General features: G+C 63.9%; 26 protein-coding genes, 1 tRNA gene and 1 pseudogene. 23 read left to right on the top strand and 5 right to left on the bottom strand.

Translation table 11 applies throughout. The annotated features are described in order from the left end of the window. Positions 1-4 precede the first annotated feature (4 nt). On the bottom strand, positions 5-682 hold the full coding sequence (locus tag GST15_RS04510; RefSeq protein ID WP_159016039.1) for a DUF6445 family protein: 678 nt from the start codon (positions 680-682) through the stop codon (positions 5-7). An 86-nt stretch (positions 683-768) separates the two neighbouring features. On the opposite strand from GST15_RS04510, the gene tpiA reads away from it, so the two are divergent. The 9 genes from tpiA to GST15_RS12790 all read left to right on the top strand — a co-directional run bounded on the left by tpiA (position 769) and on the right by GST15_RS12790 (position 6721). Further along, a complete protein-coding gene (gene tpiA / locus GST15_RS04505) occupies positions 769-1539 on the top strand; it encodes a triose-phosphate isomerase (RefSeq protein WP_159016038.1) in 771 nt (256 codons plus the stop codon). 11 nt (positions 1540-1550) lie between these two features. Next, positions 1551-2009 carry a preprotein translocase subunit SecG gene (secG, locus tag GST15_RS04500; protein ID WP_159016037.1) on the top strand — a complete coding sequence of 153 codons (459 nt, stop codon included), beginning with the start codon at positions 1551-1553 and terminating at the stop codon, positions 2007-2009. 99 nt (positions 2010-2108) lie between these two features. After that, positions 2109-2193: transfer RNA gene (locus GST15_RS04495), tRNA-Leu, on the top strand. Between the two features lie 177 nt (positions 2194-2370). Beyond that, positions 2371-3597, top strand: coding sequence for a tyrosine-type recombinase/integrase (locus GST15_RS04490; protein WP_159016036.1), 1227 nt, complete (start codon positions 2371-2373; stop codon positions 3595-3597). Positions 3598-3751: 154 nt separating this feature from the next. Beyond that, positions 3752-4243 (top strand): hypothetical protein, encoded by a 492-nt coding sequence (locus GST15_RS04485; RefSeq protein ID WP_159016035.1) that lies wholly within the window; start codon positions 3752-3754, stop codon positions 4241-4243. A 104-nt stretch (positions 4244-4347) separates the two neighbouring features. Beyond that, the gene (locus GST15_RS04480) at positions 4348-4587 is read left to right on the top strand and encodes a helix-turn-helix transcriptional regulator (protein WP_159016034.1); all 240 of its coding nucleotides are present in this window, start codon (positions 4348-4350) and stop codon (positions 4585-4587) included. Positions 4588-4715: 128 nt separating this feature from the next. Next, a complete protein-coding gene (locus GST15_RS04475) occupies positions 4716-4889 on the top strand; it encodes a hypothetical protein (protein WP_159016033.1) in 174 nt (57 codons plus the stop codon). A gap of 271 nt (positions 4890-5160) precedes the next feature. After that, positions 5161-6072, top strand: coding sequence for an AAA family ATPase (locus tag GST15_RS04470; RefSeq protein WP_159016032.1), 912 nt, complete (start codon positions 5161-5163; stop codon positions 6070-6072). A 118-nt stretch (positions 6073-6190) separates the two neighbouring features. Next, the gene (locus GST15_RS12790) at positions 6191-6721 is read left to right on the top strand and encodes an HGGxSTG domain-containing protein (protein ID WP_199268709.1); all 531 of its coding nucleotides are present in this window, start codon (positions 6191-6193) and stop codon (positions 6719-6721) included. A 337-nt stretch (positions 6722-7058) separates the two neighbouring features. Here GST15_RS12790 and GST15_RS04460 read toward each other — a convergent pair whose 3' ends face one another. The 4 genes from GST15_RS04460 to GST15_RS04445 all read right to left on the bottom strand — a co-directional run bounded on the left by GST15_RS04460 (position 7059) and on the right by GST15_RS04445 (position 8689). Further along, positions 7059-7328, bottom strand: coding sequence for a hypothetical protein (locus GST15_RS04460; RefSeq protein WP_159016031.1), 270 nt, complete (start codon positions 7326-7328; stop codon positions 7059-7061). Positions 7329-7700: 372 nt separating this feature from the next. Continuing rightward, the gene (locus GST15_RS04455) at positions 7701-7880 is read right to left on the bottom strand and encodes a hypothetical protein (protein ID WP_159016030.1); all 180 of its coding nucleotides are present in this window, start codon (positions 7878-7880) and stop codon (positions 7701-7703) included. Positions 7881-7993: 113 nt separating this feature from the next. Next, positions 7994-8296, bottom strand: coding sequence for a hypothetical protein (locus GST15_RS04450; RefSeq protein WP_159016029.1), 303 nt, complete (start codon positions 8294-8296; stop codon positions 7994-7996). 87 nt (positions 8297-8383) lie between these two features. After that, on the bottom strand, positions 8384-8689 hold the full coding sequence (locus tag GST15_RS04445) for a hypothetical protein (RefSeq protein ID WP_159016028.1): 306 nt from the start codon (positions 8687-8689) through the stop codon (positions 8384-8386). A 266-nt stretch (positions 8690-8955) separates the two neighbouring features. Between GST15_RS04445 and csrA the strand changes: the two genes are divergently transcribed. From csrA to GST15_RS04375, 14 genes and pseudogenes are all read left to right on the top strand, one after another. Beyond that, a complete protein-coding gene (gene csrA, locus GST15_RS04440; RefSeq protein ID WP_159016027.1) occupies positions 8956-9129 on the top strand; it encodes a carbon storage regulator CsrA in 174 nt (57 codons plus the stop codon). Positions 9130-10297: 1168 nt separating this feature from the next. Continuing rightward, the gene (locus tag GST15_RS04435) at positions 10298-10654 is read left to right on the top strand and encodes an NADH-quinone oxidoreductase subunit A (protein WP_159016026.1); all 357 of its coding nucleotides are present in this window, start codon (positions 10298-10300) and stop codon (positions 10652-10654) included. After that, positions 10645-11220: a NuoB/complex I 20 kDa subunit family protein gene (locus tag GST15_RS04430; RefSeq protein ID WP_159016025.1), complete on the top strand. Its 576-nt coding sequence runs from the start codon at positions 10645-10647 to the stop codon at positions 11218-11220. Before GST15_RS04435 ends, GST15_RS04430 begins: the two co-directional genes overlap by 10 nt. Continuing rightward, positions 11217-11960: pseudogene (locus tag GST15_RS04425) on the top strand (NADH-quinone oxidoreductase subunit C); the annotation flags it as partial. The gene GST15_RS04430 and the pseudogene GST15_RS04425, both read left to right, overlap by 4 nt. A 104-nt stretch (positions 11961-12064) precedes the next feature. Beyond that, positions 12065-13363 carry an NADH-quinone oxidoreductase subunit D gene (locus GST15_RS04420; protein ID WP_199268724.1) on the top strand — a complete coding sequence of 433 codons (1299 nt, stop codon included), beginning with the start codon at positions 12065-12067 and terminating at the stop codon, positions 13361-13363. Then, positions 13360-13887 (top strand): NADH-quinone oxidoreductase subunit NuoE, encoded by a 528-nt coding sequence (gene nuoE, locus GST15_RS04415; protein ID WP_159016023.1) that lies wholly within the window; start codon positions 13360-13362, stop codon positions 13885-13887. The genes GST15_RS04420 and nuoE overlap by 4 nt, the downstream gene beginning before the upstream one ends. 9 nt (positions 13888-13896) lie before the next feature. Continuing rightward, positions 13897-15261, top strand: coding sequence for an NADH-quinone oxidoreductase subunit NuoF (gene nuoF, locus GST15_RS04410; RefSeq protein WP_159016022.1), 1365 nt, complete (start codon positions 13897-13899; stop codon positions 15259-15261). After that, the gene (nuoG, locus tag GST15_RS04405; protein ID WP_159016021.1) at positions 15258-17474 is read left to right on the top strand and encodes an NADH-quinone oxidoreductase subunit NuoG; all 2217 of its coding nucleotides are present in this window, start codon (positions 15258-15260) and stop codon (positions 17472-17474) included. The genes nuoF and nuoG overlap by 4 nt, the downstream gene beginning before the upstream one ends. Next, positions 17471-18538: an NADH-quinone oxidoreductase subunit NuoH gene (nuoH, locus tag GST15_RS04400; protein ID WP_159016020.1), complete on the top strand. Its 1068-nt coding sequence runs from the start codon at positions 17471-17473 to the stop codon at positions 18536-18538. Before nuoG ends, nuoH begins: the two co-directional genes overlap by 4 nt. 13 nt (positions 18539-18551) lie before the next feature. Further along, entirely contained in the window at positions 18552-19040 is a 489-nt protein-coding gene (gene nuoI, locus GST15_RS04395; protein ID WP_159016019.1) for an NADH-quinone oxidoreductase subunit NuoI, read from the top strand. An 18-nt stretch (positions 19041-19058) separates the two neighbouring features. After that, entirely contained in the window at positions 19059-19706 is a 648-nt protein-coding gene (locus GST15_RS04390; protein ID WP_159016018.1) for an NADH-quinone oxidoreductase subunit J, read from the top strand. Positions 19707-19714: 8 nt separating this feature from the next. Continuing rightward, positions 19715-20026, top strand: coding sequence for an NADH-quinone oxidoreductase subunit NuoK (gene nuoK / locus GST15_RS04385; protein ID WP_159016448.1), 312 nt, complete (start codon positions 19715-19717; stop codon positions 20024-20026). A 3-nt stretch (positions 20027-20029) separates the two neighbouring features. Beyond that, entirely contained in the window at positions 20030-22150 is a 2121-nt protein-coding gene (gene nuoL / locus GST15_RS04380) for an NADH-quinone oxidoreductase subunit L (protein ID WP_159016017.1), read from the top strand. A gap of 67 nt (positions 22151-22217) precedes the next feature. Continuing rightward, the gene (locus GST15_RS04375; protein WP_159016447.1) at positions 22218-23732 is read left to right on the top strand and encodes an NADH-quinone oxidoreductase subunit M; all 1515 of its coding nucleotides are present in this window, start codon (positions 22218-22220) and stop codon (positions 23730-23732) included. Positions 23733-23743: the final 11 nt, after the last annotated feature.

Here is a 23743-nt window from a genome sequence, read left to right as displayed (position 1 = left end):
CCGCTCAGGCCATCCAGAAAAAGACAGCCGCCATCCGCCTGTCCTGGAGCGCATGCCCCCAGTAGCCGGTGGCGCTGTGGATGAGGTTGGCGCGATACAGCAGCAGCCGGTTGTAGCGATGCGGAACGGCGACGTCCTCGACGAACGCGTCAGGCGACACGAATCGCGTGCCAAGCGCCTCGACGAGGTTCGCATGCGGCGGCATGACGACATTGCCGCCACGCTGGCCATTGGCGAGCCGCTGGCGGTAGAAGCTGGTGCCGCAACTGTCGGGCACCATTGGATTGAGGTAGAGCACGGCGGCATAACGGCACAGCGCGCGTGAGTCGGTGTGCGGACGCGGTTCGCATTCGTCGATGCCGACGACCTGGAGGCAGTTGTGGTTCAGGCGCATGCCGTCGGCCGCCGCCTGCACCCACAGCTTCCTCGCTCCCGTGGCGCGCAGCGCATGCGATTCGACGATTGCCAGTTCGTCCGGTTCGAGGCCTGGAATCGTGCGCAGGCCCGGCCAGCTTTCCGGCTTGTGCGGATAGCCCTCGATCCAGTCGTTCCGGGCCAGGCAGCGCGCGCGTACCGCGTCGGGATCGGGCAGGACGTCGTCGATGACCCAGTAATCCCGCCCAACCGTTGGCGTGCGGTAGGGAAGGATCGGCAGGCGGACGCGTGGCGGCAACGTGCTCATGGAGGGCGACTGTATACGACGGCGCGAGCGGGAGACACGCCGCGGCTGGCTGGTAAACTGCGCGTCCCCGACGGCCAGGAATGCACATGGGATCACCGCAACGTCCACCGATCGTGGCCGGCAACTGGAAGCTGCACGGCGATCGCGTGTTTGCGCATGGCCTGCTCGATGCGCTGGTGGCGCAGCCACTGCCCCAGGGAGTCGAGCTGGTGATCCTGCCGCCGCTGCCCTACCTGGGCGAGCTGGCTGCCGATTACGCGATGCTGTCGTTCGGGGCGCAGGACGTCAGCGCCAACGTGCAGGGCGCCTACACCGGCGAGGTCTGCGCATCGATGCTGGTCGATGTCGGCGCCCGCTATGGCCTGGTCGGTCATTCGGAGCGTCGCCAGTACCACCACGAGTCGAGCGAACTGGTCGCCCGGAAGTTCATGGCCGCCCGCGCGGCCGGGCTGCGGCCCATCCTGTGCGTGGGCGAGAGCCTGCAGCAGCGTGAGGGCGGCCAGACCGAATACACCATCGAGCGGCAGTTGCAGCCGCTGTTCGACCTGGGCGGGGTCGAAGCCCTTGCCGGCGCCATCATTGCCTACGAACCGGTGTGGGCGATCGGCACCGGCCTGACCGCCTCGCCGGAGCAGGCGCAGCAGGTCCACGCCTTCATTCGTGGCGAAGTCGCTGCCCGCGATGCTAAAATTGCTGGCTCGCTGCCCATCCTGTACGGGGGCAGCTGTAAACCCGGCAACGCCGCCGCGCTGTTCGCCCAGCCGGATGTCGATGGCGGGCTGATCGGTGGCGCTTCACTGATCGCCACGGATTTCCTCGCCATCGCGGCCGCGGCGGCGCCTGACGCGGCCCAATAGAGAATTCGCAAATGCTGTTGTTGACCCTCAACGTGATTTACGTCCTGCTCGCGATCGGAATGATCGTGCTCATCCTCATGCAGCGCGGTGCCGGTGCGCAGGCGGGTTCAGGCTTCGGCGGCGGGGCCTCGGCCACCGTGTTCGGGTCGCGAGGATCGTCGAACTTCCTCTCCAAGAGCACCAAGTGGCTTGGCGTGGCGTTCTTCGTGATCAGCCTGTTCATGGCCTGGTACGCGACCCACAAGGCGCAGCCGACCCCGGCGCAGCAGGACCTTGGCGTCATGGCCCAGGTTCCGGCGACGCCCGCGCAGGCGCCTGCTTCCGGCGGTGCCGTTCCCGGCGTCCCCGTTGAGAAGGCCCCCGCGGCGGCGCCGGCATCCAGCGTCCCGGTCGCGCCGGCGCAGCAGGCGCCAGCGGCAACGACCCCTGCGCAACCGCCGGCTCCGGCAAAACCGGCTTCGGGCGGTTGATCGCCACGGCTGGCAACCTGTTGCATCGCACCTGATCCAACGCTTCAAGCGCGCGGCATGGAACGCCGGCGCAGCGGCCATGATGGCCACAAACGTTTTGCCCAGATGGCGGAATTGGTAGACGCACTACCTTGAGGTGGTAGCGACTTAGGTCGTGGGGGTTCGAGTCCCCCTTTGGGCACCATGTAACGATTCCAAGGCGTCCAAAACTCCTTGAATCAACACCTAACCCGCTGATGAGGCGGGTTTTTTGTTGCCTTGTGTTCCTGAGGCGTCCCAACGAGGCCCATTGCAGCCGGGGGTACGTGGGGGTAGCTTTGGGGGTAGGGGACGGCAGGGCGCCGTTATTTGGGGGTAGGTCATGGCGAATGACTCCGGCAAGCTAACGGCTCTGGCGATCCGCGCCGCAGGCCCGGGCAAGCATTTCGACGGCGGCGGTCTGTTCCTGCACGTCATGCCAGCTGGCCGTTACTGGCGCATGAAGTACCGCCACGGCGGCAGGGAGCGCCTGTTGTCCTTTGGGGTGCATCCCGAGGTCACGCTGGCTGAGGCACGCAAGCGTCGCGATGCTGCCCGCGATCTGCTGCGGGATGGCCGCGACCCGTCGTCTGAGCGCAAGGCGGGCAAGGCCCGTGCATCCCTCTCCGCTGCCAACACCTTTGGCGCCATCGCTACTGAGTGGCTGGACAAGCAACGGGCCACGCTGGCACCAGTCACCGCCACCAAGGCCGAGTGGCTGTTGGGCATGGCTTCCAAGCTGGACAGCCGGCCCATGGTTGAAATCGCGGCCCCGGACGTTCTAGCGGTGCTTCGAGTAATCGAGACGCGCGGACACCATGAAACGGCGCGCCGGGTGAAGCAGCGCATCGGGCAGGTGTTTCGCTACGCCATCGCCACGGGCCGCGCTGATCGCGACCCCTCGGCCGACCTGCGCGGCGCCCTAACCCCGGTTACTTCCACGGCGCGCGCGGCGATCACTGACCCCGCCGACGTGGGCGATTTGCTGCGCACCATCGACACCTACACCGGGCAGCCCGTAACGCTGGCCGCACTGAAGCTGGCTCCGCTGCTGTTCGCTCGCCCAGGCAACCTGCGGGCAATGGAGTGGGCCGAGCTCGACCTGGATGCCGCCATGTGGAGGATCCCCGCCGGCAAAATGAAAATGCGCGAGGCCCATGCCGTGCCGCTGCCGTCGCAGGCCGTCGCCATCCTTCGCGAGTTGCAACCCTTGACCGGCCCGACGCCTTCCCGACGCGGTCGCTACTGTTTCCCGAGCCTGCGCACGGGCGACCGCCCCATGTCCGAAAACACGGTCAATGGCGCACTTCGGCGGCTGGGGTACGACAAGGACACGATGACGGGGCATGGCTTCCGCGCGATGGCATCGACGCGCTTGAATGAAATGGGCTGGAAACCCGACGTGATCGAACGTCAACTCGCGCACGCCGAGCGCAACAACGTCCGGGCCGCCTACAACCGCGCGCAGTACATGGCCGAGCGCACGACAATGATGCAGGCATGGGCCGACTATCTGGACCAGTTGAAAAAAGGCGCTAACGTGATTGCGTTCAAGCGCCAGGCGAAATGACCGCATAACCGCGCCTAGCCCGACGGGGCAAAGACGCCGTGACCAAGCGGCGCTGGGGCGGCTCTTTTAAGGGCACTAGGGGGGGCACCGTGTGAAGCGACCGTATGCGAGGAACGCACTGGACGATTTAGAACTTAGGTGGATTAGGGAGTCGATGGAAAATGGGCGGCCCATATCGCCTATTTGGGTTGAGCTAGCTGCAATATGCGACGACTTTTCCTTAGATCTAACTGCGCTCTTGCGTGATTATTTTGCAAGTCGCTCGAAATTGCGCGTCAAATATAAGCCGCGCGACGTGGGTGCAATGGTTGGAGATTTAAGCGAAGAGCAGGCAAAGCGCCAGCTAATTGATCTTGTTGGGGTCGCGCGAAATCTAGCGACACTGTGCGAAGTGTTAATGGGAATTGCCGTCAAGCGCGCCGGCAAGGCTCGTCGTGCAACTGCTGCTAAAGGCGCGCAAGGGCGGCTGGCAGCTGATCCAAAACAGATCACCAGGCAAGCCGCGCGTGGCCTTTGGCCGGAAGCTAATCGGAAGGGTTGGACGGCGGTCCAGTTTCATACCGAGCTAGCACGGCGAGGGCATGCCATTGCCCCTGATACCGCCCGCAAATGGCTCACAGCGCTACGTAAAACAGGCACCTGCTAGCTAACGCCGGCATGTGCTAGCTCAGGGGCGCCACGTGGCTCTCAGGCGGCCAGCATCACTTCCCAAGCCGAAGGCAATCCCGCCACGGCTTGGGGAGACACACAATGACTCGCAACTACCTAACGGCATCCGCAACGGGCGCCTTGATCCTTGAACGGTTGCCGCAAGTTAAAGCCCGCACCGGGCTGTCGCGGTCCGAAATCTACCGACGCATCGCCGCCAATCCGCCGACCTTTCCTGCCCCATGCAAGCTGGGAACCAGGGCCAGCGCGTGGAGCGCTCTCGAAGTGGACTGCTGGATAGCAGACCGCATCGCCGCGCGCGATGCGAAGGGGCCCGCATGATCCGGCCCAATGAAATCGCCTCGACCCCAGCAAGTTTGGCGACCGATGGGAATCGAGGCGAGAGGGCAAAGGCGCTAGGCCCGTGCCACGCGGAGCATAGCCCGGAGGGAGCGCAGGCGCGAGCTAGGGTGTTGTCTTCCGTCAACCTGGCTCGCCTGCACCTGGCCCGATACGCGCGGGCTACGGACACGCCAGAGCCCGGAATGGTGGATGCGGCCGACCTGCTCGATGCAGCGGCGGATTGCCTGGCATCTACCGTCGTTTCCCACGGCATCGCCCGCGTGCGCGAGGCTGAAGCGTGAGCGTCCCGCGATTGACCGGGGGACGCTGCCAGTGTGCCGCCTGTGGCCTTTACTTCACCGGCACGCGCGAGTTTGAGCGGCATCGCCTGGGCGCTTATGCCGAGATCGGGCGGCGCAATGGAAGCCGCCGTTGCATGAGCCTTGAGGAATTGGAGGCGCACAACTGGCGAAGGACCGATCGCGGATTTTGGATGCAACCCCGTGCCCAACGTGCGCCGGCTCGCGCGCAAGGCCCATGCCACGCCGCACCGGCTAGGGTCGGGGGTGCCCCATGAAAGAGTGGGCAACCGATGCGCCGGCGCTGGCCGTGCATGATGTTCGAGACTTCATCCGCTTAGACATTCCACCACGCGAGGTGTTGTTGTCGCCATGGCTGGAGTCGGCATCGCTAGCCATGATTTATGCGGCGCGCGGAGTGGGCAAAACGCATTTCGCCATGCACATAGCACACGCCCTGGCGACAGGCGGCGCCTTCCTGCAATGGACTGCCGCGAAGCCCACGCCAGTCCTATACGTTGACGGCGAAATGCCTGCGCCTGATATGCAAGCGCGCTGGCGAGCCTTGTTCGAGGCCACCGGAAGGGAGCCGGAAAACGGAATGCTGCGGGTGGTATCCCGCGACGTGCAGCCGTTCAACGACATGCCCAACCTGGGCGATGCCGACGGGCAAAGCGTAATCGGCGGACAGGTGGGCAATGCCCGCGTCATCATCCTAGACAACCTGAGCTCGCTCATTCATGGGGCCAAGGAAAACGAGGCAGAAGGCTGGGAACCAGTCGGGCAATGGGCGATCAAGCAGCGGGCGCAGGGCCGAACCTTGATTTTCATCCATCACGCGGGGAAGGGCGGCAGCCAGCGCGGAACGAGCAAACGGGAAGATCTGCTTGACGTTGTGATCAAGCTGCAACGGCCGACGGACTACCGACCCGAGCAAGGCGCGCGTTTCTCTGTGCACTTTGACAAGGCTCGCTCGCTATATGGCGACGCGGTTGCACCTGTCGAGGCGCAGTTGATCACTGGCGATGATGGCCGCATGGCCTGGCGCTTGACGGAAGCCGAAGACCATAGCCAGCTTCTGGAGTTGCAAGCCCAGGGCTTAAGTTTGGCAAAAATTGCCGAGGTGGTGGGCTGTGACAAGTCAACAGTAAAGCGTCGCTTGGACAAGCTCCGGGATGCCGCCTGACCCGTCGTTGCGTCGTTGCGTTCCCTAGGGTGCGCAACGCCGCAACGGCTCGCCGCTTGCCCAATACGGGCTGGTGGATCTGCACTTCTAACAAGCTCGAACAGGGGAGGAAGATCGGATGAGCGATGGCTATCTGTCCAAGGACCGCGCGCACCTGGCCAAAATGCAACGCGCACGTCGCGCACGCCTGGTTCGCATCGACTACACGCCAAGTCCGCAGGCACTGGCGGCGATCGATTCCAAACGGGGGCCTTATCTACCGCTATGCACAAACAGCGGGGTTATCGATGCCATCGTCATCGAGTGGGCCGAGTTGACCGGAATAAAGTACGGCGAAGTAGAGGCGCCAATGACTTCGGCCGATGCTGCCGGAATTTCTGCTGCCATACGCGCGCCCGCGCGTGAGTTCGGTAGCGATCTGCCGTCCTGGGGGGAATCGTGGCTCGCTGAGAACAGGGCGAAACAGGCCAGCCGGCGCGTAATCTGCGGCGCCCGACGGCATCGTGATGGGAAACCGTGCCAGGCTAAGAGTCAGCCTGGCAAGCAGCGGTGCAAGTGGCACGGCGGATGCGCGACGGGTCCCCGGACGCCAGAGGGAAAGCTGCGCGCGCTGGCGAACCTGAAACAGCACCGGCAGAGACCCAGGTAAGGGGCCAATCGCTGGCGTGATCGCCGTGCGGTTTTCTCTTTAAAATTAGCGATGACTCTCGCGGCCGACTTCGCCTGGTTCCCTGACTTCCAAGCATCCGGGAAGCTGTGCCTGCGCATCGGTGGCATGTATGGGAAAGAGGTGGTGCTGGTGTCACCGCGTGTGGATGGCGCCGGCTGGTGCACAACGACCAACCGGCATAAGGATTGGGCTTGTCGGGGAACCTCAGTGCTGGCAAGCAAGGCGCTCGCCCTGCGCATGGCAAATCGATGGGCAGAGATCCATGCAGAGCGGCTGATAGCGGAAGTTGCCAGCACTGGGGTTGGTCCCCTTGCCGTTACTGGCACCTGTAAGTGACAGCCTCCTCAATCGGTGTCCAGCCACGTGCGCCGCTGGATTCCGAAGTCTGCAACACCATCGTTTTCCCAAGGCTGCCGCAATGCTCGTTAGCCTTTCTTAGTGCATCGGCGCGCACCGATCCGTGGCTCTTCATCCCGCCCATCTGTGAAATGGACAGCGTGTAAGTGTCAGGCCCCACCGCAACGGGTGCACTTGTGCTGGCGCATCCTGCAATTGCAGTAACCGCGAGCAAGAAAGGGATCTTCATGACGAAGGGACCTCCTTCGTGCAACGAAACTCTAGTTCAGCGCGGGGAAAGTTTGTGAGTATGTAAGGGGGGTGCGACTCGGTCACGTTCACCACTTGAACCGTTTCCCCGCGCTTAGTACAAAACCGCCCAGCCTCCGCCATCGCATCGGCCTTAAGTGATCCCGCCCCGGTAAATCCGGTCGCGGCTTGGCGGCTGACAAAATATGTGTCCGGCCCCATTGCGACCACGCCTGAGTTTGAAGCGCAGCCTGAAAGTGCCAGCAACATCAATCCAGCTAGTTTCCGATCCATTCCATCCTCCCCAGGATATGCGCGCGTTTGCAGATTGCATCTGCGCGCTTCAGTGAACCCAATCGTAGCCCGACTTCCGCTAGAGGTGATAAGCCTTAGACTTCGGGCGGCAGACGTCTTCGGCTTCTCCATTAAAATCGGATTCGGCCGTCGAGATCGCTTCCTCGTATTCGTCGGTCGAGTCACGCACGTCGCGCGCTTGCAGTGAGCAGTCATCGGAGTAATCTGCGCGCCGGATGCAGTCGTTGAGGTCATCCACGGCTGTTTCGACTTGATCGGCAGCATCACTGATGGCGTCGCATTGCGGTTGGGTGGCGAGGGCAGGGTGATTCGCCAGCGCCAGCAAGAGCGACGACGCAATCGCTGCCGACCTCACTTGACCATGCCCACGATGGCCGCGATTAGAAGAAAGGTCGCGACGTTGGCGCCTACGAGCAATGCCGCAAGCCCCGCATGCGATTTGCCTGGGCTACGGGCCGCCAATTTGGCAGACAGGTCGCGCGCCACTAGGTACCAGCAAGCCGTAAGCGCGAGCGGAAACGCCACGTTGACGACAAGCGAGTATTCCGGCGGAAAGCGCCCCCCGTAGGTGCCGAGTAAAAATAGTCCGGTAGCCAGGCCGACGCCGAGCGCCACCACGTCTGAGGCGCGCAACCAAGCGGATTTCCCTTGCATGCTTAAGCTCAAGCGATACCCCCCTCTAGTGTTTCGAGACCCCCACTGAAACTGGCCCGCCGAAGCGGGCTTTTTGGCGCCTAAATTTTAGTTGTTGTCATTACTGTTAGGTGTTGAATCGGACGAGTTTGGGTTCCCATCGTTATCGTTGTCGTAAGCGCCGTAGCTCGGATTGCGCTTATTCGTTGCGGGCTTTGCGCTGTATTCGTCCCGCTGGGTGCCGCCATTCGTCTGTGAGCTGCGGTTGTCGTAGCGGTAGGCATTTGGGTTCGACGCCTGATGCGGGGCAACGTAGGTTCCGTCCTTGCGGACGTACCCTTTGACTTGATGTGACTGAGCCAACGAGACGCCAGTGAAGGCGAGCAGAGCAAACCCAAGCAATGCGTATTTCATGTCTCTTCTCCTGTTGATGGATTCAAACGATCCCCATTGCCACGGCCTTCGTCGGCACATTTAAGCTTAACGGCAGGGCCGCATCCCTACGGCCCCCGTGCGCGTAGATGACCTTGAAGAGATATGCACGTTGCCAGCCGTAGTAGGTTGCGCGGAAATAGGGGCCCAACTAGTCAGCCCAAGCCCCGATGGCATGTAGGGATTTTCTGACATTCCCAAGCTATAGCCAGGCGGCTACGATGGCGGCTCACACAAGGAGAGTGAAAATGCTGATTCTTACGCGCAAGGAGGGCGAGACAATCGCTATCGGAAACGAAATTACGGTGACCGTCATCGCTGTCCAAGGCGGGCAGATTAAGCTCGGCATTCAAGCCCCTATGGACGTGCCCGTGCATCGCGAAGAAGTGTGGCAGCGCTTAAACGCTTCTGTCGCCGCGTAGCTAAGGACAGCCGAACCGCCAAGCGGTTTCGGCTTGAATGAATTGTTAGGGCACGGCCTTGCCATACATAGGGTAGACGACACCCTCAACTGGATTCTCCGGGTAGGTTGGGTTCTCCTCTCGGATTGACTCCCAAGCCCAAGCATCAATCACCGTGTCTCCAGCGCAGTCGGCATAAGGGCACATTTGCAGGTCACGCACCGGGCGGTACTCGCCACGAACGTAGGCACGCTCACAATGCAAGCACCAGAGATAATTCGGCGGATCTCCATCAATGGTGGCATCGCGGTGGAGTCCGTTTGGTTTGAACACGGCACCGGCCTTTAGCTTTGTGTCCACGCGCCCCCTCTGCCCTGGCGCCGCTTGCGCCCCCGCGCTGGACTGTCGCAAAACATGGGACGCCCGTCCATAAGCTCTGGGCATGCTCCGACAAGACTACCGCTGGATCGATTATGAGGATCGGGCCTTCCTCCATTTCCGATATGTGTGCGTTGCTACCGTTAAACCGAATGGCCGGCACTACCAAACGGAAGTGACGTGGCGCGGATGCACCTTGGTGGCCCAAGCGGCCAGCCTGGCGCAAGGCCGCCGATTCGTGGAGCGGTGGATAACGAAGCGGCAAGGTTTTCCAGGTGGTCGAGCTCGACCCTGGTGCTACCTCATGCAATCTGGGGCGCGCCGGCTGGAGGAGGTGGGCTCTAACGCCGGCAAGAGGGTAGGTTGCGGCAGGGCGGTATGTGCATAGGCTGCTGGTCCTGTCGGCGCGCGGCGAGAAGGCCGGTCGCGCACTAGCCCTGCCATCCGTGAAGTTTGCTGACGAGTACGCGCCCGCGCGCGAGGTCGCATGAAGGCGGCAGTCGGCCAAACCGGGCCAGGAGGCAGATCCCGTAAGTGAGCCGTGTATAGCTGCTGGCGTAGCGCTTGCTGGGCTGGCGTGATTTGGCGGCGCTCTTTAAACTATGCGGCTACCGCCTCATTCGCCCCTGCACATTGCCGACCGCCTAGCGGGCGCATCGTGGGGGTAGGTTTGGGGGTAGATTTCAAAGAGCGCGAGCCGGATGGTTTGCGCAAACAAGGCCTTAGGTCGACTTTTCGAGTCCCCCTTTGGCACCATTAGTTTCGACCGCCCGCGGCAACGCGGGCGCTGCAGCCAATCGAGAGGACGCGCGTGCTGGCCGAATACCTGCCGACCTTGCTGTTCCTGATGGTGGCCACCGGAATCGGTGTGGCACTGATCGTCATCGGCAATGTCCTCGGCCCCAAGCGCCCGACGGCCGAGAAGCTGTCGCCCTACGAATGCGGGTTTCCCGCGTTCGAGGACGCGCACATGCAGTTCGACGTGCGCTATTACCTGATCGCCATCCTGTTCATCGTCTTCGACCTCGAGATCGCCTTCGTGTTTCCCTGGGCACTCGTGTTCCGCGAACTCGGCGTGTTCGGGCTGGTGGAGATGGGCGTGTTCCTGGCGTTGCTGGTCATCGGCTTCGCCTACGTCTGGAAGAAGGGAGCGCTGGAATGGGAGTGAGGCAGACGATCGATGGGTTGATGAACAACCCGCTGCCGGAAGGCCGGGTCGATGACATCCTCATCCCGGACAGCGGAAACCCGCTGCTCGAGCGTGGCTTCGTCACCACCAGTTCCGATGCGCTGCTGAACTGGGCGCGCACCGGCTCGATGTGGCCGATGACCTTCGGCCTGGCGTGCTGCGCGGTCGAGATGATGCATGCCGGCGCCGCGCGCCTGGACCTGGACCGCTTCGGCGTGGTCTTTCGTCCATCGCCGCGACAGTCGGACGTGATGATCGTCGCCGGCACGCTGGTCAACAAGATGGCGCCGGCCTTGCGCAAGGTCTATGACCAGATGCCCGACCCCAAATGGGTCATCTCGATGGGCAGCTGCGCCAACGGCGGCGGCTACTACCACTATTCGTACGCGGTCGTGCGCGGTTGCGATCGCATCGTGCCGGTCGACATCTACGTGCCCGGCTGCCCGCCGACCGCTGAAGCGCTGACCTACGGCATCCTGCAGTTGCAGAAGAAGATCCGCCGCGCGACCAACTTCGGCGCCGTCAAGACGGGACTGCGCGAATGACGCCCGATCTGCCGAGGGAATCGGCTTCCGCCTTCGCGACGCGCCTGCGCCAGCGATTCGCCGATGCCGTCGTCCGCGTCGACGAGCCCCGTGGCGAAGTCGGCATGGTGGTCGAAGCCGATGCGTGGCACGACACCTGCCGCCAGCTGCGCGACGATTTCGGCTTCGAGCAGTTGATCGATGTCGCCGGGATGGACTACCTCGGCCATGGCAGCGACGAGTGGGACACCGATGTCTCGTCGGAAGGATTTTCCCGTGGCGTCGAGGGCCGGAGCACCGGCCGCCTGCGCTACGGCGACGTGCTGCGCGAACAGTCCGCGGAGCCGCAAGGCACGATCGACACGCTGGTGCCCGAGCGCCGCTTCGCCGCGGTGCTGCAGCTGCTGTCGGTTCGCCACAACCAGCGCCTGCGCATGCGCTGCTTCGCGCCGGATGATTCGCTTCCCGTGATCCCCTCGGTGACCGACCTGTGGCCGGTGGCGAACTGGTTCGAGCGCGAAGCATTCGACATGTTCGGCATCATCTTCAGCGGCCACCCTGACCTGCGCCGGATCCTCACGGATTACGGATTCGTCGGCCATCCATTCCGCAAGGACTTCCCCTTGATCGGCAACGTCGAGGTGCGCTACGACCCCGAGCGCCAGCGCGTCATCTATGAGCCGGTCACCTCGGTCGAGCCGCGCGTCCTGGTACCGCGCGTGATCCGCGACGACGCCCGCTATGCGACCGCTGCGGGTGAGGACCACGACCTGAAAATCGCCAGCACGCTGGGACCCGCCGACGCGGCGCTTCCGTCCACCGGGCCGACGCCCACGCCGGCGGGGGCCACCAGGTGAGCACGGTCATCCAGCCAGCCAGCCTCGGCTTCGCCAGCAATTCGGCCGAACTGCACAAGGAAATCCGCAACTACACGCTCAATTTCGGACCGCAGCATCCGGCGGCCCACGGCGTGTTGCGCCTGATCCTGGAAATGGACGGCGAAGTCGTCCAGCGCGCCGATCCGCATATCGGATTGCTGCACCGGGGCACCGAGAAGCTCGCTGAGTCCAAGCCGTTCAACCAGTCGATCGGCTACATGGATCGCCTGGATTACGTCTCGCCGATGTGCAACGAGCACGTCTACGTGCGTGCCATCGAAACCCTGATGGGGATCGAGCCGCCGGCGAGGGCGCAGTGGATCCGCACGATGTTCGACGAGATCACGCGCATCCTGAACCACCTGATGTGGATCGGATCGAGCGCGCTCGACCTCGGCGCCATGGCCGTCTTCCTCTACGCCTTCCGTGAGCGCGAAGAGCTCATGGACGTGTACGAGGCCGTGAGCGGCGCACGCATGCACGCCACGTATTACCGCCCCGGCGGCGTGTACCGCGATCTTCCCGAAACCATGTCGCGTTATCGCGAGTCCCCGTGGCGCAAGGGCGAGAAGCTCAAGCGTTTCAACGAGTGGCGCGATGGTTCGATGCTCGATTACCTGCACGCATTCGCTCTCGACTTCCCCAAGCGCGTGGACGAGTACGAGACGCTGCTCACGGACAATCGCATCTGGAAGCAGCGCACCGTCGGCATCGGCGTGATCCCGCCGGATCTCGCGCTCGCCTGGGGCATGACCGGCCCGATGCTGCGTGGTTCGGGCGTCGAATGGGACCTGCGCAGGAAGCAGCCCTACGCCAAGTACGCCGAGGTCGCGTTCGACATCCCGGTCGGTACGAATGGCGACTGCTACGACCGCTACCTGGTGCGTGTCGCCGAGATGCGCCAGTCGGCCAGCATCATCCAGCAGTGCGTCGCGTGGCTGAAGGCGAACCCGGGTCCGGTGATGCTCGACAACTTCAAGGTCGCGCCGCCGTCGCGCGCGGAAATGAAGGACGACATGGAAGCCTTGATCCACCACTTCAAGCTGTTCAGCGAAGGCTATTGCGTGCCGGCCGGGGAGACCTACTGCGCGGTCGAGGCGCCGAAGGGCGAGCTTGGCTGCTATCTCGTGTCCGACGGCGCCAACAAGCCGTTCCGCATGCATGTGCGCGCCCCGGGTTTCGCCCACCTGTCGTCGATGGACGAAGTGGTGAAAGGCCACATGCTGGCCGACGTGGTGGCGATGATCGGTACCTATGACGTGGTCTTTGGCGAGATCGATCGATGAAGGCAACGGGAAACTTCGAAGCAGCGCGCAATGTCGATCCGCTGGTCGCGTTGACGGATGCCACGCGCGCGCATATCGACCACTGGACCGCGAAATTCCCGCCCGACCGCAAGCGTTCGGCGGTCCTGCAGGCACTCCACGCCGCGCAGGAGCAGAACGGTGGTTGGCTGAGCGATGAACTCATCGCCGCCGTCGCGAAGTACCTGGGCATTCCGCCGGTGTGGGCCTACGAAGTCGCGACCTTCTATTCGATGTTCGAGACCCATCCGGTAGGTCGCAACAACGTCGCCTTCTGCACCAACATCAGCTGCTGGCTCAACGGCGCCGAGGCGCTGGTCGCGCATGCGGAGAAGAAGCTCGGCTGCAAGCTCGGCGAGTCCACCGCCGACGGCCGCATCTTCCTCAAGCCCGAAGAAGAATGCCTCGCGGCGTGCTGCGGCGCGCCGATGATGGTCATCAATGGTCACTACCACGAGAAACTCGACACCGACAAGGTCGACGAGTTGCTCGACGGCTTGAAGTAGGCAGCAGGCATGGCGCACGAACACACGCATCCGGCAGGCGGCGCTGGCCCGGTCGGTCCGGCCCCGCAGGAACACAACGTCGTCTACACGACGCTGCATTTCGACAAGCCGTGGTCGTACGAGAACTACCTGAAGACCGGTGGTTACAGCGCGCTGCGCAGGATCCTCGAGCAGAAGATCGAGCCGTCGGCGGTCGTCGACATGGTCAAGCAGTCGGGACTGCGTGGCCGCGGCGGGGCAGGGTTCCCGACCGGCCTGAAATGGAGCTTCATGCCCAAGGGCGCGGGCACCAAGTACATCCTCTGCAACTCGGACGAGTCCGAGCCCGGCACCGCCAAGGACCGCGACATCCTGCGGTTCAATCCGCACGCCGTCCTCGAGGGCATGGCGATCGCCTGCTATGCGACCGGAAGCAGCGTCGCCTACAACTACCTGCGCGGCGAGTTCCACCACGAGCCATTCGAGCACCTGGAAGAGGCGACGGCCGAGGCTTACAAGAACGGCTGGCTGGGCAAGGACATCCTTGGCAGCGGCATCGACATCGACATCCACAACGTGCTCGGTGCGGGCGCCTACATCTGCGGCGAAGAGACCGCGATGATGGAATCGCTGGAGGGCAAGAAGGGCCAGCCGCGTTACAAGCCGCCGTTCCCCGCGAACTTCGGCCTCTACGGAAAGCCGACGACGATCAACAACACCGAAACCTACGCATCGGTTCCGGCCATCGTGCGCAACGGACCGGAGTGGTTCCTCAACCTGGGCAAACCCAACAATGGCGGACCCAAGGTGTTCTCGGTATCGGGCCACGTCGCCAGGCCGGGCAATTACGAGGTACGGCTCGGTACGAGCTTCGCGGACCTGCTGCAGTTCGCCGGTGGCGTGCGCAACGGACACAAGCTCAAGGCCGTGATCCCCGGCGGGTCGTCGATGCCGGTGCTGCCGGGCGACACGATGATGGGCCTGACCATGGATTACGACGCGTTGCAGAAGGCCGGCTCGGGTCTTGGCTCCGGCGCTGTCATCGTCATGGACGAAACCACCTGCATGGTCCGCGCCTGCCAGCGCATCGCACGCTTCTACTACGCCGAGTCCTGCGGGCAGTGCACCCCTTGCCGCGAAGGCACCGGCTGGATGTATCGCATGCTCACGCGCATCGTCGATGGCCAGGCGTCGCTGGACGACCTGCAGATGCTGAAAGCCGCGGCTGGCCAGATCGAAGGCCACACGATCTGCGCATTCGGCGAGGCGGCAGCGTGGCCGGTCCAGGGCTTCCTGCGTCATTACTGGAACGAATTCGAGTACGCGATCGTCAACCGGCGATTCCTGGTCGATGACCAGCGCGCAGGCAACGTCATCGAGCAGGTGGCCGCATGAGCGCGCAACCGGTGACGCCGACGCCGCCAGACCATGTCTCCATCGAGATCGATGGCGTGTCGATGACCGCGCCGAAGGGCTCGATGATCATCCATGCCGCCGACAAGGCCGGCATCCCGATTCCGCGCTTCTGCTACCACGACAAGCTCGCGATCGCCGCGAATTGCCGCATGTGCCTGGTCGACGTCGAGAAGATGGGCAAGCCGGCTCCGGCCTGTGCCACGCCGGTCATGGAAGGCATGCAGGTCCGCACGCGCAGCGACAAGGCGCTCAAGGCGCAGCGCAACGTGATGGAGTTCCTGCTGATCAACCATCCGCTCGACTGCCCGATCTGCGACCAGGGTGGCGAGTGCGAGTTGCAGGATCTCTCACTCGGCTATGGCCGCTCGGTCAGCCGTTTCAGCGAACGCAAGCGCGTCGTCGCCGACGAGGACCTCGGTCCGCTGGTCGCCACCGACATGACACGTTGCATCCAGTGCACGCGTTGCGTCCGCTTCACCGCGGAGATCGCCGGTACCTACGAACTCGGCGGCATGCTGCGCGGTGAAAACCTGCAGATCGGCACCTACGACGGCAAGCCGCTGTCGACCGAGCTGTCGGGCAACGTCATCGACGTCTGTCCCGTTGGCGCGTTGACGAACAAGGTGTTCCGGTTCCGCGCACGCCCCTGGGAGCTGATCGCCCGCGAGTCGCTCGGTTACCACGACGCGATGGGCAGCAACCTGTTCCTGCATGCGCGCCGCGGCGACATCCTGCGCACCGTCCCGCGCGACAACGAAGCGGTCAACGAGTGCTGGCTGTCGGACCGCGATCGTTACTCGCACCAGGGCCTGTATGCGGAGGACCGCGCGACGCAGCCGTTGATCAAGGATGGCGGTGAGTGGCGGCCGGCGACGTGGGACGAGGCGTTCGCGCGCGCGGCGCAGATCCTGCGCGACAACGGCGCCGACGAGCTGGGCATCCTGGTGCATCCATCGACCTCGAACGAGGAGGGCGCATTGCTGGCCCGCCTCGCGGAGGCGCTGGGCACCGGAAACATCGACCACCGCATCTCGCAACTCGACCTATCCGACGGCGCGGTCGCCGAACCCTTCGCCCGATCGCTGGCCGACATCGGCAAGGCCGATGCCATCGTCATCGTCGGTTCGCAGCTGCGTTTTGAATTGCCGCTGCTGCATGCGCGCGTGCGCAAGGCCGTGCAGTCGGGGGCGAAGGTCCACGTCGTCAGCCCGATTGATTTCGACTTCACCTTCGACATCGCCAGCAAGCAGATCGTGCCGCCGTCGCAGATGGCCGACGCGCTGGCCAGGGTCGACCTCGGCGAAGCCAGCAATGCGGTGATCCTGATTGGTGCGGTCGCCGAGGCTGGCCCGCACGCAAGCGCGATCCGTGCCGCCGCGACCCGATTCGCAGCAGGCAAGGGCGCGGCGTTGTGCCGCATTCCGCAAGGTGCCAACGCAATCGGTCTGACGCGCGCCGGCGTGCTTCCGGCTTCGCGCGATGCGCGGCAGATGCTGCGCGAAGGTCGCAGCGCCTACGTGCTGTATGGCGTCGAGCCAGGCCTCGATTTCGCCGAGCAGGGCCAGGCCATGCAGGCGCTCGCCAGTGCGCAGGTTGTCGCTTTCAGCCATTTCGCCTGCGCCTCGACGCGTGCGGTGGCGGACGTGATCCTGCCGATCGGCCTGTTGCCGGAGATCGACGCGACGCTGACCAACCTCGAAGGCCACGAGCAACGAGCGGTTGCCGGCGGCAAGCTGCCCGGCCAGGCGCAACCGGGTTGGCGCGTGCTGCGCGCACTTGGCGGCATGCTCGACGCGGCCGGCTTCACGTTCACGGATTTGCCGGGACTGCGCGACAGTCTGCAGCCGCGCGAGGTGTCGGTCGCCAGGCATGCATTGCCGGCGCCGGCCGGCAAGGGGCTCGAGGTCGCCGTGTCGCAGGCCATTTATCGCACCGACGGCGTCGTGCGTCGTGCCGCGGCATTGCAGGCGCATCCACTGACGCTCGGCGCACGCGCGGTCATGCATCCCGACACTGCCCGGCAGGCCGGCATCACCGACGGCGCCGTTGCGAAGATCCGCAACGACAACGGCACGGCAACCTTGCCCGTCGCCATCACCGACAAGGTCGCGGAAGGCTGTGTGTGGGTCGAGTCGGGTTATGGCGCCACGGCCGCCCTGTCGTCCGCGCGCGTGGAGGTCGAAAGCGCATGATGCAGATCGCGCCGCTGTTCGACCCCTTCCGCGACTGGCTGCTGTCTTTCGGCGCCGCGGGCCTGCTGGTCTGGATCGTGCTGAAGGTCCTGGCGATCGCCATGCCGGTGATCATCACCGTCGCCTTCTATGTCGTCTGGGAACGCAAGCTGATTGGCTGGATGCATGTCCGCCACGGACCGATGTACGTGGGGCGGGGAATCCTCCAGGCATTCGCCGATGTCTTCAAGCTGCTGTTCAAGGAAGTCATCCAGCCGGCGAAGGCGCAGCCCGTCCTGTACGTACTGGCGCCGCTGATCACGCTGGTTCCCGCGTTCGCCGCGTGGGCGGTGGTGCCGTTCGACGCGAAGATCGTGTTGTCCAACGCCAATGCGGGCCTGTTGTACCTGCTGGCGATGACGTCGCTGGGCGTCTACGGGATCATCATCGCGGGCTGGGCATCCAATTCGAAATACGCGTTCCTGGGCGCGATGCGCGCCGCCGCGCAGGTCGTCAGCTACGAAATCGCCATGGGCTTCGCCATGGTCGGCGTGCTGATCGCGGCCGGCAGCCTCAACCTCACCGACATCGTGATGGCGCAGGCGGGCAACGCCGGGCTGTTCGAGTGGTTCTGGCTCCCGCTGCTGCCATTGCTGGTGGTGTACTTCGTGTCCGGCGTGGCCGAGACCAATCGCGCGCCCTTCGACGTCGTCGAGGGTGAGTCCGAAATCGTCGCCGGCCACATGGTGGAGTATTCGGGTTCGCAGTTCGCGCTGTTCTTCCTGGCCGAATACGCCAACATGATCCTGGTCAGCTTCCTGGCCTCGATCTTCTTCCTCGGCGGATGGCTCAGTCCGTTCCACGGCATGGGCATCCCGGTGGCGTCCGTCGACGGCTGGTGGTGGCTGTTCCCGAAGGTGTTCTTCTTCGCCAGCTGCTTCATCTGGTTCCGGGCGACGTTCCCGCGCTACCGCTACGACCAGATCATGCGGCTGGGCTGGAAGGTGTTCATTCCGATCACGATCGTCTGGATTTTCGCGACGGCGTTGATGGCGTACTACGGCGTGTTCGAGGCCGGCCGCTGATGGCGAGGATCTGATGCGCAGAATCACCCACTACTTCAAAAGCCTGCTGCTGATCGAGCTTGGTCAGGGCCTGTGGCTGACGTTCAAATACCTGTTCAAGCCGAAATACACGGTCATGTATCCCATGGAGCGCATCCCGCAGTCGGTGCGCTTCCGCGGCCTGCATGCCCTGCGCCGCTATCCCAATGGCGAAGAGCGTTGCATCGCCTGCAAGTTGTGCGAGGCCGTGTGCCCGGCGCTGGCGATCACGATCGACTCCGAGCAGCGCGCGGATGGCACCCGGCGCACGACGCGTTACGACATCGACCTGTTCAAGTGCATCTACTGCGGGTTTTGCGAAGAGTCCTGCCCGGTCGACTCCATCGTCGAAACCCACCTGCTGGAGTACCACTTCGACCAGCGTGGCCAGAACGTCGTCACCAAGCCGCAGTTGCTCGCCATCGGTGACCGCCTCGAGGCGGATATCGCCGAACGGCGTGCCGCCGATTCCCCGTACCGCTGACGCAGCACCGAGGACCCGATGGATTACCCATTGCTCGCGTTCTATGCCTTCGCCGCGGCCACCGTGATGTCCGCGGTCGCCGTCATCAGCGTTCGCAACCCGGTGCAGGCCGCGCTGTTCCTCGTGCTCACCTTCTTCACGGTGGCCTGCACCTGGATCCTCGCCGGTGCCGAATTCCTGGGCATCGCCCTGGTGCTCGTCTACGTCGGCGCGGTGATGGTGCTGTTCCTGTTCGTCGTGATGATGCTCGATATCGACGTGGCGAAGATGCGCGAGGGTTACGTCCGCTATCTTCCCGTCGGCCTGATCGTGGCCGTCGCCATGCTCGTGGAGATGCTGGTGCTGATCGGCATCCGCGCGCGCACCTCCACGCCGTTTGGCGAGAACGTCGCCATGGCGACCGGCGGTGGCGACGTGCCCAACACCACATGGCTCGCGCGCTCGCTGTTCACCGACTTCCTGCTGCCCTTCGAGGTCGCCGCCGTGATCCTGACGATCGCGGTCATCGCGGCCGTGATGCTGACGCTGCGTCGCCGTGTCGGCGCGAAGCACCAGGATCCAGCGGCGCAGTCGCGCGTCCGCCCGGGGGATCGCCTGCGGATGGTGAAGATGGCATCGGCCCAGCCGATACCTCCCGCGGCCGATCCGCAGGAGCCAACACCATGACGACGGCCATGACCAGCCTGGCGCTTGGCCATTACCTCGCCCTGGGCGCGGCGTTGTTCTGCATCAGCCTTGCCGGCATCTTCCTCAACCGGAAGAACGTGATCGTATTGCTGATGTGCATCGAGCTGATGCTGCTCGCGGTCAACATCAATTTCGTCGCGTTCTCGCGCCAGATGGGCGACGCGGCGGGGCAGGTGTTCGTGTTCTTCATCCTCACCGTGGCGGCCGCGGAAGCCGCGATCGGCTTGGCCATCCTGGTGACCTTGTTCCGCAACCGGCGCACGATCGACGTGGCCGACATCGACACGTTGAAGGGCTGACCGATGCCGGGCGTCGTACATCAAATCTCGAATGCGGTCCTCCTGGCGATCGTGCTCGCGCCGTTGCTGGGCGCGATCCTGGCCGGCCTGTTCGGCAAGCCGCTGGGACGCGTTGGCGCGCAGTCGGTGACCATCCTTGGCGTTGCCACCAGCTTCGCGCTGTCGGCGTGGGTCATGTGGCAGCTGGTGGTGCAGGGCGCGCAGCCGTTCAATGAAAACGTCTACACCTGGTTCCAGGTCGGCGGGCTGCACGCCAACGTCGGCTTCATGATCGACAACCTGACCGCGATGATGATGGTCGTGGTGACGTTCGTGTCGCTGCTGGTTCACATCTACACCATCGGATACATGGCCGATGACCCGGGCTACCAGCGATTCTTCAGTTACATCAGCCTGTTCACCTTCTCCATGCTGATGCTGGTGATGGCCAACAACTTCCTGCAGCTGTTCTTCGGCTGGGAAGCCGTCGGCCTGGTGTCCTACCTGTTGATCGGCTTCTGGTTCAAGCGTCCCAGCGCGATCTTCGCCAACCTCAAGGCGTTCCTGGTCAATCGCGTTGGCGACTTCGGTTTCCTGCTCGGTATCGCCGGCGTGTTGTTCTGGTTCGGCTCGCTCGATTACGGCACCGTCTTCGCCAACGCACCCACGATCGCCCATACGACGGTCGCGGTGTTCTCCGGCCATGACTGGTCGGTGCCGACGCTGATCTGCATCTGCCTGTTCATCGGTGCCATGGGCAAGTCGGCGCAGGTGCCGCTGCATGTGTGGCTGCCGGATTCGATGGAGGGCCCGACCCCGATCTCGGCGCTGATCCATGCCGCGACCATGGTCACGGCCGGCATCTTCATGGTGGCGCGCATGTCGCCGCTGTTCGAGCTGTCGCACACGGCGCTGAACTTCGTGTTGTTCATCGGTGCGACCACCGCCTTCTGGACCGGCCTGATCGGCATGGTCCAGAACGACATCAAGCGGGTGGTGGCCTACTCGACGCTGTCGCAGCTTGGCTACATGACGGTCGCACTGGGCGTGTCGGCCTATTCGGCCGCCATCTACCACCTGATGACGCATGCGTTCTTCAAGGCGCTGCTGTTCCTGGCCGCGGGCTCGGTGATCATCGGCATGCACCACGAGCAGGACATGCGCAAGATGGGCGGGCTTCGCAAGTTCATGCCGATCACGTTCTGGACCAGCCTGGTCGGCACGCTGGCGCTGGTCGGCACGCCGTTCTTCGCCGGGTTCTATTCCAAGGACACGATCATCGAGGCCGCCGCCGAGCATGCGCACGAGGCACACGACTGGATCGCGACCTACGGCTATTACGCGGTACTGCTCGGTGCGTTCGTGACCGCGTTCTACAGCTTCCGGCTGTTGTACCTGACGTTCTTCGGCACGCCACGCTGGCACGACGCCGCACCAGCGGGATATGTCGCGCCGGAGGCGGACTCGGTCGAGCACGAAGCCGAGCTGGCGCACGAGCATGAAGCCGACCACGGCCATGGCCATGACGACCACGCGCACGATCCGCACGAATCGCCGTGGGTGGTGACGGTTCCCCTGGTGCTGCTGGCGATCCCGTCGGTGGTCATCGGCTTCCTGACGGTTGGTCCGATGCTGTTCGGCACCGACGTGCTCGGCCAGCACAAGCAGCTTCCGTTCTTCCTCGGATCGATCGATGTGCCGGCTGCGCATGACGTCGTGGGCAAGCTCGCCGCGGAGTTCCATGGGCCGGTTGCGTACGCGCTCGCAGGATTCATGGGGCCGGCCTTCTGGCTGGCGCTGGCGGGATTCCTGCTGGCCACCGTCATGTACTGGTGGAAGCCCGAGCTGCACGTCAAGGCGCGCAAGCTGTTTGCGCTGCCTGTACGGATCCTGGAGCGGAAATACGGAGCCGACGATCTCTGGATCGGCGGATTTGCAGGCGGCGGCCTGTTGCTGGGCCGGCTGTCGCGCGCCACCGACGAAAAGGTGATCGACGGCGTGTTCGTCAACGGCAGCGCGAGCGTCATCGACATCGCCGCCGGCCTGTTGCGCAAGACCCAGTCCGGTTACCTCTACCACTATGCGTTCGCGATGATCCTCGGCTTGATCGCGATGCTCGCCGTGATCATCAGGTTCTGGCAATGAACACCTGTTCCATGAGACCTGCTGGCGCAACCACCGACCAAGGACCCGCGCAGTGAGCCCCGAGCCCTTGCACAGTGCATTTCCCTTGTTGAGCCTGCTGATCTGGCTGCCGACCCTTGGCGGCGCGCTCTGCATGCTGCTCGGCAATGGCCGCGCGCAGGCGGCGCGATGGCTGGCGCTGGCCACCGCGCTGGTGACGTTCGCGCTCAGCATCCCGCTGCTGACGGGCTTCGACATGAGCGGTGCCGGCATGCAGTTCGTCGAACTGCGGCAGTGGATCCCCGCCTACGCGATCCAGTACCACCTCGGTGTCGACGGCATATCGGTGCCACTGATCGTGCTGACGACGTTGACCACGGTGCTGGTCCTCATCGGCGCCTGGACCTCGGTCGAAAAACGTGCGAGCCAATACGTGGCGGCGTTCCTGATCCTCGAAGGCGTGATGATCGGCGTCTTCGCGGCGCTCGACGCGATGCTGTTCTACGTGTTCTTCGAGGCGATGCTGATCCCGATGTTCATCATCATCGGGGTGTGGGGCGGCCCGCGCCGCGTGTACGCGTCGATCAAGTTCTTCCTGTACACGTTCCTGGGCTCGGTGTTCATGCTGCTCGGGCTGATCTACCTGTACCTGAAGGGTGGCAGCTGGCAGTTGTCCGACATGGTCGCGTTGCCGCTGACGATGGGCGAGCAGACCTGGCTGTTCTTTGCTTTCCTGGTCGCGTTCGCGGTCAAGGTGCCGATGTTCCCGGTGCATACCTGGCTGCCGGACGCGCACGTCGAGGCGCCCACCGGCGGGTCGGTGATCCTTGCGGCCATCATGCTGAAGATCGGCGGATACGGCTTCCTGCGCTTCACCTTGCCGATCCTTCCCGACGCGGGACACCACTGGGCCTGGGTGGTGATCGCCCTGTCGCTGATCGCGGTGATCTATGTCGGCCTGGTCGCGCTGGTCCAGGATGACATGAAGAAGCTCATCGCCTATTCGTCGATCTCGCACATGGGCTTCGTGACGCTGGGTACCTTCATCGCGTTCGGGCTGGTGCGCGATTTCGGCAACGTCGACGCCGCGCGCCTCGGCCTTTCCGGCGCCATGGTGCAGATGATTTCGCACGGCTTCATTTCGGGCGCGATGTTCTCCTGCGTCGGCGTGCTGTACGACCGAATGCACACCCGGATGATCCGGGATTACGGTGGCGTGGCGAACGTCATGCCCTGGTTCGCGGCGTTCATGGTGTTCTTCGCCATGGCCAACTCCGGGCTGCCGGGTACCAGCGGCTTCGTCGGCGAGTTCATGGTGATCCTGGCGAGCTTCCAGAAGCACCCGTTGCTGGCGTTCGCCGCCGCGACGACCCTGATCACCGGCGCTGCCTACACCTTGTGGCTGACCAAGCGCGTGATCTGGGGTGACGTGGCCAATGCGCATGTCGCCGAGCTCACGGACATCAATCCGCGCGAGTGGATCGTGCTGGGCGTGTTCGCCGCCGGGGTGTTGTTCATTGGCCTGTGGCCCAAGCCCTTGACCGATTTGATGGAGCCGTCGATCGCCCAACTGGCGACCCAGCTCGCCGCAACCAAGCTTTGAGGACTGTCGCC

Origin of the sequence: Cognatiluteimonas profundi (genome assembly GCF_009792795.1) — a bacterium.
Taxonomy (GTDB): domain Bacteria; phylum Pseudomonadota; class Gammaproteobacteria; order Xanthomonadales; family Xanthomonadaceae; genus Cognatiluteimonas; species Cognatiluteimonas profundi.
Note: the sequence above shows the minus strand (reverse complement) of the source record. Positions and strands in the feature narration are given on the sequence as shown.